Annotated in this window: 14 protein-coding genes and 1 tRNA gene; 10 read left to right on the forward strand and 5 right to left on the reverse strand. The window is 68.0% G+C overall.

Features of this window, described 5'->3' with window-relative positions; all coding sequences use genetic code 11:
* Window positions 1-91: 91 nt before the first annotated feature.
* Window positions 92-1096: a DUF7972 family membrane protein gene (locus tag P0D77_RS04990; RefSeq protein WP_349770089.1), complete on the reverse strand. Its 1005-nt coding sequence runs from the start codon at window positions 1094-1096 to the stop codon at window positions 92-94.
* Window positions 1097-1207: 111 nt separating this feature from the next.
* On the opposite strand from P0D77_RS04990, the gene P0D77_RS04995 reads away from it, so the two are divergent.
* Window positions 1208-1549 carry a ferredoxin gene (locus P0D77_RS04995; protein WP_277555122.1) on the forward strand — a complete coding sequence of 114 codons (342 nt, stop codon included), beginning with the start codon at window positions 1208-1210 and terminating at the stop codon, window positions 1547-1549.
* Between the two features lie 43 nt (window positions 1550-1592).
* Window positions 1593-1677, forward strand: a tRNA-Leu gene (locus P0D77_RS05000).
* 125 nt (window positions 1678-1802) lie between these two features.
* Here P0D77_RS05000 and P0D77_RS05005 read toward each other — a convergent pair.
* The gene (locus tag P0D77_RS05005; protein ID WP_277555123.1) at window positions 1803-2315 is read right to left on the reverse strand and encodes a cytochrome b N-terminal domain-containing protein; all 513 of its coding nucleotides are present in this window, start codon (window positions 2313-2315) and stop codon (window positions 1803-1805) included.
* Between the two features lie 90 nt (window positions 2316-2405).
* Here P0D77_RS05005 and P0D77_RS05010 point away from each other — a divergent pair, with 90 nt between their 5' ends.
* The gene (locus P0D77_RS05010) at window positions 2406-2594 is read left to right on the forward strand and encodes a DUF8015 family protein (RefSeq protein WP_277555124.1); all 189 of its coding nucleotides are present in this window, start codon (window positions 2406-2408) and stop codon (window positions 2592-2594) included.
* A gap of 327 nt (window positions 2595-2921) precedes the next feature.
* On the opposite strand, the gene P0D77_RS05015 is transcribed toward P0D77_RS05010, so the two are convergent.
* A complete protein-coding gene (locus P0D77_RS05015; RefSeq protein WP_277555125.1) occupies window positions 2922-4277 on the reverse strand; it encodes an LLM class flavin-dependent oxidoreductase in 1356 nt (451 codons plus the stop codon).
* A gap of 138 nt (window positions 4278-4415) precedes the next feature.
* Between P0D77_RS05015 and P0D77_RS05020 the strand changes: the two genes are divergently transcribed.
* Both P0D77_RS05020 and P0D77_RS05025 read left to right on the forward strand, forming a co-directional pair.
* Window positions 4416-5438, forward strand: a complete 1023-nt coding sequence (locus P0D77_RS05020) for an N-acetyltransferase DgcN family protein (protein ID WP_277555126.1) — start codon at window positions 4416-4418, stop codon at window positions 5436-5438.
* Window positions 5435-6484: a dipeptide epimerase gene (locus tag P0D77_RS05025; RefSeq protein ID WP_277555127.1), complete on the forward strand. Its 1050-nt coding sequence runs from the start codon at window positions 5435-5437 to the stop codon at window positions 6482-6484. The genes P0D77_RS05020 and P0D77_RS05025 overlap by 4 nt, the downstream gene beginning before the upstream one ends.
* A gap of 3 nt (window positions 6485-6487) precedes the next feature.
* Here the strand turns inward: P0D77_RS05025 and ahbB are convergent, their stop codons facing one another.
* The gene (gene ahbB, locus P0D77_RS05030) at window positions 6488-7570 is read right to left on the reverse strand and encodes a siroheme decarboxylase subunit beta (protein ID WP_277555128.1); all 1083 of its coding nucleotides are present in this window, start codon (window positions 7568-7570) and stop codon (window positions 6488-6490) included.
* 92 nt (window positions 7571-7662) lie between these two features.
* Between ahbB and P0D77_RS05035 the strand changes: the two genes are divergently transcribed.
* From P0D77_RS05035 to P0D77_RS05050, 4 genes are all read left to right on the forward strand, one after another.
* Window positions 7663-8724, forward strand: a complete 1062-nt coding sequence (locus tag P0D77_RS05035; RefSeq protein WP_277555129.1) for a S49 family peptidase — start codon at window positions 7663-7665, stop codon at window positions 8722-8724.
* Window positions 8711-9829 (forward strand): DUF4350 domain-containing protein, encoded by a 1119-nt coding sequence (locus tag P0D77_RS05040; protein WP_277555131.1) that lies wholly within the window; start codon window positions 8711-8713, stop codon window positions 9827-9829. The genes P0D77_RS05035 and P0D77_RS05040 overlap by 14 nt, the downstream gene beginning before the upstream one ends.
* Before the next feature lie 58 nt (window positions 9830-9887).
* Window positions 9888-10982 carry an anthranilate phosphoribosyltransferase gene (locus tag P0D77_RS05045; protein ID WP_277555132.1) on the forward strand — a complete coding sequence of 365 codons (1095 nt, stop codon included), beginning with the start codon at window positions 9888-9890 and terminating at the stop codon, window positions 10980-10982.
* A gap of 220 nt (window positions 10983-11202) precedes the next feature.
* The gene (locus tag P0D77_RS05050; RefSeq protein WP_277555133.1) at window positions 11203-11727 is read left to right on the forward strand and encodes a hypothetical protein; all 525 of its coding nucleotides are present in this window, start codon (window positions 11203-11205) and stop codon (window positions 11725-11727) included.
* A 44-nt stretch (window positions 11728-11771) separates the two neighbouring features.
* Here the strand turns inward: P0D77_RS05050 and P0D77_RS05055 are convergent, their stop codons facing one another.
* Window positions 11772-12770: a succinylglutamate desuccinylase/aspartoacylase family protein gene (locus tag P0D77_RS05055; RefSeq protein ID WP_277555134.1), complete on the reverse strand. Its 999-nt coding sequence runs from the start codon at window positions 12768-12770 to the stop codon at window positions 11772-11774.
* A gap of 105 nt (window positions 12771-12875) precedes the next feature.
* Here P0D77_RS05055 and P0D77_RS05060 point away from each other — a divergent pair, with 105 nt between their 5' ends.
* Entirely contained in the window at window positions 12876-13427 is a 552-nt protein-coding gene (locus P0D77_RS05060; protein ID WP_277555135.1) for a peptidylprolyl isomerase, read from the forward strand.
* Window positions 13428-13448 lie beyond the last annotated feature (21 nt).

The following is a 13448-nucleotide window of genomic DNA, read 5'->3' on the forward strand; positions in this document are numbered from 1 at the left end:
CTCTGTGCTCCCTCCGCCGACCGCCCTCCCTGATCGATTTCGGTGTCACCGACCGACTCCGAGTCAGCGGTCTCAGCGGCCGTCTTCTGGGTCAGTCGTCGCGGGTGGTCGTCTCCCGGAGCGTGAACGGTCCGATAGAGAGCGTTCGCTTCGTGACGGTCGCGATGCGGAGGACGTACGACAACAGGATTGCGAACGGGAGCAGTGCAACCGCGAGGGCCGCACTCACGACGAACGGCCCGGCGAGGTACAGGCCGGTCGCGGGTGCACCCGGCACGAGCGCACTGAGGTACAGCACCGACCCAACGGCGACGGCGAGCGACGGCACCGCCGCCCACAGCACCGACCGGGAGAGGTCGACCAGTTCCCACTGGAAGTACAGCGTCTTGAAGTGTTCACGGGCGGGGCCGAACAGTTCGAGCACGTCCGCAAGCGCCGACAGCGCGTCGTCTTGCTCGTCGGAGAGGTCGTGGTCGGCGCGGAGTCGCCGGGCCTCGTACAGTTTCCACGAGTAGTTGAAGTTCAGCGCCGCCGACACCACGTCGAACGTCCCGAACTGTGCGTCGTCGAGACTGTCACCGACCGTCTCGGCGTTGCCGCGGACGCTGTCGACGAGTCGCTGGGCGTCGTCTACGAGGTTCTCGTCGTCGGCCAGTGCCTCCTCCACGTCGTCGGCACGCTGTCCCGCGGCGACGACGAGGTCCCGGAGGAACGCGGCGGGTTCCGGCGGCATCACGTCGCGTCCGAGCTCGTCGGCCACGTCCCGGCGGAATCCGGTCGCGCCCTCCATCCGTTCGCGCTGGTCGCCGACCGCGCCCAACTCCTGTGAGAGCACGAGTTGGTTCAGCGTGAGCACGAGCGTGACGCCCGTGATGATGCCGCCGAGGAGCGGTTGAAACGCCGTCTCGATGGGGTCGCCATCGGCGAGAAGTGTCGCAGCGTCCGGGACGAGTATCCCGGCGAGAAACACGAGGACGAACACGGCGACGAGAAAGCCCACCGCGACGAGTCGACGGTCGGCGTCGATGAGGAGCCACAGCTTCACCCGACTCGCACCGGCGCGCTCGCGCATCGTGTCCTCGGGGGCGTCGCTCACGAGTTCGTGACTCGATGGACTCCTCAAAAAGGGCGACGGCCATTCTGCTGGGATCGGAACTGTCGGGGCCGCCACCGACAGACGGAAAGTCGGGCCCCTCGAAGCGAGGGTATGAGCGACCTCGACGCGGAGGTACAGACCGCGAGCGACGTCGGCGGCGACGGCCCGCCGGTGGAGGAGAAGCCGTACAAGATCATCTTCGAGGCGAACGCCTGCTTCGGCGCGGGCAAGTGCGCGGAGGTGGCGGACAACTGGGAGATGGACATCGCTAGCGGGATGGCGAAGCCGAAGTCGTACTACATTGCCGAGGACGAACTGGAGGAGAACATCCGCGCGGCGGAGGTGTGTCCCGCCAAGAAGGACGTGGGCTGTATCCACGTCGTCGACCGGCGGACCGACGAGGAACTCGCGCCCGACCCGCACGGCGACGGCACCCTCAGCGTGGACTGGTAGGAACCGAAACCCACAACCCGCCGACAGCGAAAGGTACGGTCGCGCGAGGGTGGCTGAGCTTGGCCAAAGGCGGCGGACTTAAGATCCGCTCTCTCAGGAGTTCAAGGGTTCAAATCCCTTCCCTCGCATTCCGGCTCGAACAGACGTGAGAGCCGTGAATGTCGCTTTGAAGGATTTGAATCAGGGAGTGTCGCGAGCGACGCGAGCAGAACGACCGTGGTTCAAATCCCTTCCCTCGCAGTTCTGCGACGGCTCAGACCGTCGAGGGCCGTTCTCGACCCAGATACCCGACGCCGAGTCTGACCGCCACCGCGACGACCGCGAGGGTGGCGACGCCGTAGTGGATCAGAAACGCCCGTTCCAGCGTCGCCGCTGAGAGCGTGAACCCGGCGAACAGGGATTGTGCCACGAGTTCACCGGCGGGACCCGGCAGCGACAGCGCGAGTTCGATGCCCGCCTGTGCGAGGGTGAACGACGCCTCGGTCCACGGGAGGATCATCCCAGTGTACGCGTACAGAAGCGCGAGGACGAGGGCGAGCGACCAGCCGACGACCGCGCCGCGGGTCCGTCGGGTTCCCACCGCGACGCCCACGAGGGTCGCGAGGACGGCACCGACGCCGAGGCCGACGCGGACGCTCACGTCGGCGGCGAGGCTGTCGGCGACGGTGAGGAGGGCGGCGTCGGTGGCAACGACGACGGCGACCGCACACACTGGTACGAGGTCGACCGGTGGCCGTTCTCGCTCGCGGTCTGCGTTGGAGGGCATCGGCTAGGCTTCGTGTCGCAAACTGGTAGGTGTTGCGTCGTCGCTGGAGTCGACCCAACTTTCACAAGTCTCTAATGAGATGTAATTACCGTGCTCCCGACCGATGCGCCCGCGCGACCGGACGTTCTGCTCACGCTCATCGGGACAGCGATGGCGGCGGCCGTCCTCGCGACGGTGGCGCTCGGGCTCCCGTTTCGCGTGACTGCACCCGTCGGGTCGCTGGTCGGCACCGCCGCCATCGCCGACGGCGTCTTTCGCAACCCGCCCACGAACGAGTGAGTGGTCACGTTCTGCGCGGTGTCGTCACTCGTGAGTGGCGTCGCTGACGGGTGCTACTTCTCGACGACCGTACACACGCGCCGCTGTGTGTCGGTTGGAAACGTGGGCCGAACGCGTGCCGGTGAAAAGAGCGGCACGCGTTCCGCCCTGAATTGGTCCCCGCTGACGCTTCGGCCCTCCAGACGAAGCGTCACCTGTAGCCAACGGGTGTGACTACTTAACGGTATTGGCGTCGGCGGTACCGTCCCCGAACGAAACCCGCGGTCGTGCACGTCTCACGCCCTATCGCGTCGGTTGGTCTGATTTCACGCGAGCGACGACTCGATTTTACCCCTGCCGCGCAGGATGCGTCTCCGACAGGCGGGGTCCGTCGCCGAGCAGTCGCTCGCGGAGCGTCTCGCCGGGCGTCGGTTCTGCGAGGAGGTCGCGCGCGCGCAGTTCCGGCACGACGAGGTCGACGAAGTCGTCGAGGCTCCCGGTGCGCAGCACCTCCTTGACGTTGAAGCCGTCGACGCCGACTTCCTCGTGCCAATACTGGAGTTCGTCGACGACTTGCTCGGGCGTGCCGACGACGACCGGCGAGGTGGTACCAAGGCCGGAGAACTGCGCCACCTCACGGACAGTCCACTCGCGGTCGGGGTCGGACTTGGTGAAGGCGTTCATCGTCCCTTGGATGGCGTCGGTCTCGATGTGTTCGATCTTCTGGTCGGGGTCGAGTTCGGAGAGATCCATATCGAGGAAGCCCGACAACAGCGCGAGCGTCGCCTCCACGTCGACCGTCTCCAGCAAGCGCTCGTACTTCGCCTCGGCGACCTCCTCTGTCTCGGCGACGACGGGGACGACACCGGGGAAGAACGCGAGGTCGTCGGGGTCGCGTCCGGCGTCTGCGGCGCGGTCGCGCAGGTCGGCCATGTACTCGCGGACACCGCGTTCGGTCGGCTGTGAGCAGAACACCGCCTCGGCGTTGGCGGCGGCGAAGTCGCGCCCGCGGTCCGAGGACCCCGCTTGGAAGATGACGGGACTGCGCTGGGGCGACGGCTCACAGCCGTGGGGGCCGGGCACGTCGAAGAATTCGCCGCTGTGGTCGACGTTGTGGACCTTCGACGGGTCGGAGAACACGCCCGCCTCACGGTCGCGGACGACAGCGTCCTCGTCCCACGACTCTTCCCACAGTGCGTAACAGACGTCGAGGAACTCGTCGGCGCGGTCGTACCTGGTCTGTTTGTCCATTCGCTCGTCGAGGCCGAGGTTGCGGGCGGCCGATTCGAGGTAGGAGGTGACGACGTTGAACGCCACGCGGCCGTCAGTGAGGTGGTCGAGCGTGGAGAACTCCCGCGCGAGTTGGTACGGGTGCGTGTAGGTGGTGGACTTCGTGACGGCGAACCCCAGCGAGTCAGTCACCTCCGCCATCGCGGGCACGAGGTAGCCGGGGTCGTTCGACGGCGTCTGGACGGCCTTCTCGATGGCCGTCGAGCGGTCGCCGCCGTACACGTCGTAGATGCCCCGCACGTCCGCGAAGAACACCGCCGCGAAGCCGCCGCGCTCTGCGGTGCGGGCCACGTCCGTCCAGTAGTCGCTATCTGTGTACTCGGCGGAGCGGTCCGCCGGGTGGGTCCACGACCCCGGCGAGACGTGCTCCACGGAGTTCATCGTGAAGAGGTTGAGGTGGATGCCGTCGCTCATTGATCCGTCTTCGGTGTTGCAGCGGTGTAAGGGCCGGTGAAGTCGGCCGACCGTGCCTCTTTCTCGGATCGCCGTCGACTCCCGGCGGTCCCGGCCGCGTGGGTCCGATTTATCACCCGCGCTCGCACAGGGCGAGGTATGTACAATCGCGTCGCCGTCCTCGCACACGAGAAGTTCCCCGACCGCTCGAAGACCGCCAACGGCGTCATCCGCTACGCCGACTACGAGGTCGCGGCCGTCCTCGACCGCGACTGCGCGGGCGACCGCGTGGCCGACCACCTCGGCGGCGTGCGCGACGCGCCGGTCGTCGAGTCGTTCGCCGACGTTCCCGGCGACGTGGACGCTCTGGTCATCGGCATCGCGCCCATCGGGGGTGGCTTCGACGAGTCGTGGCGGCCGGACGTCCGCGCGGCCATCGAGGCTGGCTGTGACGTGATTTCGGGCCTCCACTACTTCCTGAACGACGACGAGGAGTTCGCGGCACTCGCGGCCGAACACGGCGTCGACCTCCAAGACGTCCGCAAGCCACACGACGACCTCACCGTCGCGCAGGGGCGCTCCGACGAGGTGGCCGCCGACGTAGTGCTCACTGTCGGGACCGACTGCTCGGTCGGGAAGATGACCGCGACGATGGAGATCGTCGAGGCCGCCCGAGACGCCGATATCGACGCCTGTGCCATCCCGACGGGCCAGACGGGCATTATGATTGAGGGGTGGGGCAACCCCGTCGACCGCGTCGTGAGTGACTTCACCGCCGGCGCGGTCGAGGAGATGATCCTGGAGAAGGGCGACGACCACGACCTCCTCGTCGTCGAGGGGCAGGGGAGCATCATCCACCCGGCGTACTCCGCCGTGACCTGTGGCATCCTCCACGGCGCGATGGCAGACAAACTCGTCCTCTGTCACGCCGCCGGTCGCGAGGCCATCCACGGCTACGAGGACACCGCGCTCCCGCCCATCGAGGAGTACGTCGACCTCTACGGGTCGCTGGCGGCACCCGTCCACGAGACGGAGGTGGTCGCCGGCGCCCTCAACACGGTCGACGTCGACGACGATGCGGCCGCCGAGGACGCGGTCGCAGAGTTCTCAGAGGCCATCGACGCGCCCGCGACGGACCTCATCCGCTTCGGCGCCGACGATATCGTGGAGGCGATCCGATGACGTCGCTCACCGCCGAGTTCGAGCGGGTGTCGATGCCGCTGGAACACGACTTCACCATCTCCCGCGGTACCACCACGGCCGCCGAGAACGTGATCGTTCGGATCACCGACGAGGGTGGGATGACCGGCGTCGGCGCGGCCGCCCCCTCCAGCCACTACGGCGAGACGGCGGCGACCGTCGAGGCGGTCATCCCCGACCTGCTCGCAGTCGTCGAGGAAGTAGGCGACCCCCACGCACTCGCGGAGATAGAGGACCGAATGGCACACGTCGTCGCCGACAACCCCGCCGCGCGGTGTGCGGTCAGCATCGCCCTGCACGACCTCGCGGCCAAGCGTCTCGGCGTCCCGCTGTACCGGCTGTGGGGGCTGAATCCCGAGGACGCGCCCACCTCGTCGTACACCATCGGCATCGACGAGACGGACGTGATGCGCGAGAAGACCGCCGCGGCCGTCGACGCTGGCTACTCCACGCTGAAACTGAAACTCGGCACCGACCGCGACCGCGAGGTTGTCGAGGCGGTGCGCGAGGAGGCACCCGACGCCACCCTCCGCGTCGACGCCAACGAGGCGTGGACGCCCCGTGAGACGGCCCGCAAGAGCGAGTGGCTCGCGGATCTGGGCGTGGAGTTCATCGAGCAACCGCTCCCTGCCGACAACCCCACGGGGCTGAAAGACGCGTACGAGCGCTCGGCGCTCCCCATCGCCGCCGACGAGTCGTGCGTCACGCTCGCGGACATCCCACAAATTGCGGATCGCTGTGACATCGCGAACCTGAAACTGATGAAGTGCGGCGGTCTGCTGGAGGCGAAGCGAATGGTCCACACCGCCCGTGCGCACGGCCTGGAGGTGATGCTCGGGTGTATGGTGGAGTCGAACGCCGCTATCGCCGCCGGGTGTCAGTTGGGGCCGCTCCTCGACTACGCGGATCTAGACGGGAGCCTGTTGCTGGCGGACGACGCCGACCCGTTCGCGGGCGTGCCGATGCCAGAGGGTCGGATCGACCTTCAGGCGACGGACCGCAACGGGACCGGAGCAACCGGGAGGTAACCCCTACTCGCCGACCAGTTCCTCGTACTGTGCGCCGGTCTGTTTCAGCGTCTCCGTCGAGTAGAGCCGTTCGTGGTCGAACGGGAGGTACTCCTCGGCCAACTCGTCTATCTTCGCGTCGACGGCGTCGGCCTCGCGACCGTGGACCATCGTGAAGAGGTTGTACTCCCAGTCTTGGTCGGGTCGGCGGGGACGGTGGTAACACAGCGTGACGTACGGGAGTTCGCCCACCCGCTCACCTAACTCGTCGAGGCGGTCGTCGGGCACGTCCCACACGACCATACAGTTGTTGTGGAACCCGGTGACGATGTGGTTGACCACACAGCCGATGCGCTTGATACAGCCGTCGGCCAGCAGTCGCTCGACGGCCGAGAGGACGTCGTCGACGTCAGCGTCGATGGCGGCGGCCACGTCGCGGTACGGCGTCGCCGTCAGCGGGAAGCCGTCCTGAATCTCGATGAGCAGGTCGCGTTCGAGTTCCGAAAGGCCGCCGGTGGCGTCCTCAGAGATGCGGGTCGCGCCGGCGTCCGTCGACTCCAGCGACTCCCGTGCGAACGCGTCGTCGTTCCAGACGGGGAACTCCAAGTCGATGTAGTAGTCGGTCAGCATCGGGAGGTTCAGCACCTCACAGCCGGTTCGCTCCTCGATGTCCGCGAGTATCTCGTCGCGCTTCTCGCGCGTCCCGGCGGTGACGACGAACCACATGTTCCACTCGTGTTCGCGGCGGTAGTTGTGGTTCACCTGTCGGTAGCCGTTGATCACGTCGGCGACTTCTTCGAATCGGTCGTCGGGAGCGGCGACGGCCGCCAGCGTCGACGACCCGATCACGGGCGGATTCAAGACCGCGCCGAAGCGTCGGAAGACGCCTCGCTCGCGCAACGCCGTCACCCGGTCGAGCGCCTCCTCCTCGTCGATGCCGAGGTCCTCGGCGACGACGCGGAACGGGCGCTCGACAACCGGAAACCCGCTCTGGTAGTCGTCGACGAGTCGCGCGTCGACGCCGTCGAGTCCGGCACGCCAGTCGTCGGGGTCGTCGACCGTCTCCACGTCCGCGTCGGCGGCCTCCTCGCGTTCGGAACTACCCATTGCCGATCCCAGGGTCGCGTCGGTTCTATCGGTTTCGCTCTGTCGGAGTGCGCCCCGGTATTCATAATTCTTGACAGCGTTCGTGAACTATCGTGAGTACAACAGGATCGCGCCTACTCGGGCGGATCGGTCGGTCGTACGTCCTGTTCGTCGCACTCGGCGTCATCGTCGGTGCGGTCGCAGCGCCGGTGGCGTACGACGCGACGACACAGACCGACGGAACGGTCGCGGTCGTCCCGCTAGAGGGAACTATCGACGGACAGTCGTCCGCGGCGGTCGCGGCGATGCTGACCGAGGCGAGACAGAACCCATCCATCGACGCCGTCGTCATCGTCACCAACAGCGGCGGCGGCGGGGCGGCCGCGAGCGAGGAACTGTACCTCCAAGCGAAGCGGACTGCCGCGACGAAGCCACTCGTTGCGGCCGTCGACTCCTCGGCGGCCTCTGGCGCATACTACACCATCGCCCCGGCGGACGCCATCTACGTGAAACCCGCCAGCGTCGTCGGGAGCGTGGGCGTCCTCGCGACGCTGCCGCAGGATCTGGAACCGAACGACGTGGTCGGGACGACCGGACCGAACAAACTCTCGGGCGCGGACGAACGCGAGTTCCTCTACATTCTCGAGTCGCTCCACCGCGCGTTCATCGGCGCGGTGTTGGAACAGCGTGGCGACGCGCTGACGATGTCGCGGGCGGAACTCGAACAGGCGCGGGTGTACTCCGGCGGGCAGGCGGTCGAGAACGGTCTCGCGGACCACGTCGGCGGGCGTGAGGCCGCCATCCGCGACGCGGCCCGGCGTGCGAACCTCGACACCTACAGCGTCCGCGTTCTCCGCCCGGACAACACCACCGCACGATTTGTCTCGCAGGCGAACTACCTCGCCAGCGACGCGCCGACCCGCGAACGCGTCTCCGCGGAGTATCTCCTCGGCAACGGCACCGGCGGGCCGGTGTTCCTGATGATCGCACCGATGTACCTCGACGGCGGCGCTGTGGCGGCCGTCGAGGCGCGGGCGGTCACCCCGCCGAACGAGACGGTGGCCGACGCGAGGACGGCGAACGGAACTGCGACGAACGGAACCACCACAGGCACGGACGGACCACCAGCCAGTGTCGGCAGCGGCGGACTGGAGGTGCGCGATGGCGCTCGGTGAACGAGAGACGGACGTTCGCGGGTGGGGCGCTCGCCTCGCCGTCTTCGTCGTCGTCGCCGTCGTCGTCGCGTTCGTTCTCGGTGGCATCCCCGGCTTGTTCGCGGGCGGGAGCGATGAGTCGCCCGCCCTGAACAACAGCGAGTACGACGTCGCCGACTTGGGCGTCACGCAGATTCCCGCCGAGGGCACTATCGAGGTCGAACGCGGGCAGGGAACGATCGTCGTCGACCGCTCGCACGCCAACCGATTCACGTCGACGGAGATCGATCCGCTGTACGAGGCGCTCTCGCGTGCGGGCTACGACGTCGTGTTCCACGACCGTGGACCGCTCGCACCGGCGCTCGCGGACGCGACCGCCTTCCTGATCATCGACCCGGGCACGCGATACGACGACGAGGACACCGAGACGCTCCAGTCGTACACCGAGCAGGGCGGTCGGGTCGTCGTCCTCGCAGAGCCGAACCGTCTCAGCGTCACTGCTGGCGTCGGCGGCGTCTCGACAAGCGAACGACAGAGCAGGCTCGCGAACCTCGCGGCTGCCTTCGACGTGACCGTCTCGAAAGGGTACGTCTACCACCAGTCCGCCCACGACGGCAACTACAAGAGTCCGCTCGCCTCGCCCGTCGGCGACGCCAGCGACAGCGGATCGGATGTGGCGCTGTACACGCCCGCGGCGGTCACGCCGACCGGCGACGGCGAGGTGGTTCTCCGGGCGCGCGGTGGTGCGCGCCTGTCCGGGAGCGACGAGGTCCGGCGCTACCCCGTCGGCGTTCGAACGGGGAACACACTCGTCCTCGGTGACTCCTCGTTCATCCAGATCGGACGGTACAACGTCGCGGACAACGAGGGATTCCTGGGATACGTGATCGCGTTTATGGCCGCGGGCGAACCCCCAGGGCCGGGGTTCGCGAACGGCGGGGCTGGCGGGACCGACGGGGGCGACGACGGCACGCCATCACCACCGTCCACACCGTCGCCACCCTCTACACCGTCACCACCGTCCACGCCGTCCACGCCGTCACCACCGTCGACCCCATCGACGCCGTCGCCACCATCGACACCGTCCACGCCGTCGACACCAACCGGTACTCCCGACGGATCCTGACTCGACGGATCTCCCCGCAACCGGGTCGTTTTTGCGCCGAGCGTCCCTCCACTCAACTATGACGACGGCGACTACCGAGGAGGAGACCGAGTTCGGCGAGTGGCCGCTCAAACGCCTGATGACCGAAGTGTGTGGCTCCGGCCCGAAGTCCGCTGGTGATATGACGCGCGCGCAGGCGACGGAGGCCATCCAGCGCATCTTCGCGGGCGAACCCGACCACACGACGCTGGGTGCGTTCTGGCTGGCCAATCGCTGGAAGCGGAACAACCCGGAGGAACTGGCGGCGTACGTCGACGAGATGTGCACGCACGTCGAGTACGCAGAACCCGACGTCGACCCCGTCGACTGCGGCGCGAACTACGACGGGAAAGGCGAGACAGCCATCCTCGGCGCGGCCGCGGGCATCGTCGCCGCCGGCGCGGGTACGCCCGTCGTCGTCCACTCGGGCGACCGCGTCCCCACGCAGAAACAGGACGCGTACAAACACGTCCTCGACGACCTCGGCATCGCCACCGAACTGACGCCGCGCGACTCCGCGCAGATGGTCGACGACACCGGCTTCGGCTTCTACTACCAGCCGGCGTTCAACCCCGTCGTCCACGACCTGTGGGAGCGCCGTGAGATGATGGGCGTGCGCACGTTCGTCAACACCATCGAGACGCTCGCCAACCCCGCGGGCGCGTCGACGCACCTCGGGTCGTTCTACCACCTCGCGTTCGCGAAGAAGGTGGTCGACACGTTCGCCGAGAGCCAGTTCCACGACCTCGATCGCGTCATTATGTTCCAGGGGATGGAGGGATACGACGACATCCGCCCCGGCTACACGAAGGTCGCCGAGTGGAACGCCGGCGAGGGCGACTCCGACTCCGAGGCGTTCACCGACTACGAGATAGAGACGCCCGAGTACGGGATGGACTTCGAGGAGGCCGACCTGGAGGTCGACGACGTCGCCGCCGACTCCGCGCGCATCACCGAGGAGGTCGTCACCGGCGACCGCGAGGACCACTGGCGCGACGCCGTCGCACTCAACGCCGCGTTCCGCATCTACGCCCGCGGCGACGTCGACTCCATCGACGAGGGTCTCGACGCCGCCCGCGCCGCCATCGACGACGGCTCCGCGGCGGCGGTCCTCGAAGCCCTCCGCGCGTTCTGAGCGAGGGCGAGCGGAGCGAGCCCTCGACGCGAACGGGGAGCCGAGCGACCCGTGAGCCGTGCGGAAGCGGGACCGAGCGGAGCGAGCCCTCGACGCGAACGGGGAGCGGGGTGAGCCGTGTGGCGCCGCGTCCGTCCGCCGTCTCCGACGCTCCGCGCCCGTTCTCACGGCTGAGACGTAGCACCCGAGATTTATACCGACTCGCCGCTCCCACCCACGCGTGTCTGTCGGCCCGGCGAGCGTCTACCAGTTGTTCTTCCTCGCGGCCAGCGCCGTCGTCGTCCTGTTGGCGCTGTCGACGTACGTGCTGGGTCGACTCATCGGCCACGCCCGCGCACTCGTGACGATGCTCGCGCTCGTGGCAGTCTTCACGGGCGTCGGCGCTGGCTTCGGCCTGCCGCCGTCGGCGGCGGTGCTGCCGCTGGCGCTCGGGTTCGCGTTCCTCTACGTCCCGGTCGGTGTGGGCGCAGTCATCGCGAAGGGCGTCTCCGTCGCGCCGTGGCGGGAGGTGTGCCGACTCCTCATCGGCGGGTGGATGGCGGCGCTCGTCGTCGCTCTCGTCACGCAGGCGGCCGGCGCGTCGCTGCCGACGCTCATCGGGTGGACGCCCGGCCTGTTCGGCGTCGAGTGGTACGTCGGGTTCCTCGCGTACATGATCGTCCTCGGCGTCGTCGCCGCCGGATTCACGCTCGTCCTCCTCGCACGCGGCGACGGCGAGGAGACGCCCGCCGTCGCGGGTGGCTGAGTCGCCGATCACCGGGACGCGACGGCGATGACTCCGCCTAGCGCTTACTCGTCCTGTTCTTCGTCGTCCAGCCGAATTGCGATGCCGACGAGCGTCTGCCCCGCCGTCACCGTTGCCTCGCGGGCGACCGAGTAGACGACGCCCGAGCGGTCGGCGGTCGCCTCCTGTAGCACCTCGTAGGTGGTCGGGTCGTACACCTCGCCGACGTACTTCCCCTCGACCACGTCGTCGCCGATTGCGAGGTCGGCCGCCGCGCGGAACAGCCCCGAGTCGTCGGCGGTCACCCGGCCGAGGTGGTTGCGAGCGCGGGTGCCGTCCCACGCGGGCACCGGTTCGTCGTCGTCGAGGACGCCCGCGTGGCGAAGCGCTCGCTTCGTCCCGTCGACGCCCGTCTCGATGGCGTCGTCGACGAGTTCTTTGTTGTGCGCGAGTTCCGGCGTGATGCTCGGGATGCCCTCCTGCGTCGCGGCGACGCGGAGTTTCCCGCTGAAGTTGCGACTGGCCCACTCCGCGTCGGCGTCGTCTCCAGCAGGTTCCGCCAGGAGGAGGTCCGTGCCGAACGCCTCTGCCAGCGCACGCGATCCCTCGTCGCCACGGAGGTACACCGTGTGCGTGAGCATATCGCGACTGCCGGTGTGGAGGTCGACGATGAAGTCGGCCTCGCTCGCGTACGCCCACAGCGTCGCGGCCATCCGCTCGTGGAGGGTGCCGTCGGCGTCGCCGGGCCAACAGCGGTTCATATTCGGGTTGACCGAGTCGTACGCCTCCGGGGCCGTGTACGAGACGGTGTCGAACGTGAGCGGGTCGGCTACCGGGACGACGTGAACCGTGCCCGTGATGTCGGTGGCCAGGAGGTCGTCGTGGAGTTGGCGACACACCGCCGCGCCGTTTATCTCGCGTCCGTGTTGAGCGGCCTGCACGTACACCGTCGGCTCGTCGTCGTCCGCACCGTCCTCGGGCGTGTACGTGTGGACGGTCGTCTCGAGAGCGACGCCGGAGGGGAGACGTGCGAGCGTGACGCGCTCGGCATCGTGGGCGGCCATACCCCCGATTCACCGGCCGACGGCTTGTACCTGTGGTCCAGACTGACCACTGCTGGACCACTGCGAGTCGAACGACTTTCCCCCCTTCGCGGCGACAGGGCGGATATGAGCGACGACCTACCGCACGTCACGTTCCACACGACACACGGCGACATCGAGATCGAACTGTACGCCGACCGCGCGCCCAAGACGGTCGAGAACTTCCTCAACCTCGCGGAACACGACCCCGCCGCCAGCGACGCGCCGTCGCTGGAGACGGTGACGTGGGAGGACCCCGAGTCCGGTGAGATTCGCGGTGACTCGCTGTACGAGGGCGTCGTCTTCCACCGCATCATCGACGACTTCATGATCCAGGGCGGCGACCCGACCGGCACCGGCCGCGGCGGCCCCGGCTACGAGTTCGAGGATGAGTTCCACGACGACCTCAAACACGACGACGCGGGCGTCCTCTCGATGGCCAACTCCGGCCCGAACACGAACGGCTCGCAGTTCTTCATCACGCTGGGTGCTCAGCCCCACCTCGACGGCCGTCACGCCGTCTTCGGGAAGGTCGTCGACGGGATGGACGTCGTCGAGGAGATCGGATCGCTCCCGACCGGGCGCAACGACCAGCCTCGCGAGGAAGTGAAGATCGAGCGCGTCACCGTCGACCGATAAGCCGCCGTCGGCGTCTCACGC

The sequence above is a fragment of the Halobaculum limi genome (assembly GCF_029490015.1).
GTDB classification, from domain to species: Archaea; Halobacteriota; Halobacteria; order Halobacteriales; family Haloferacaceae; genus Halobaculum; species Halobaculum limi.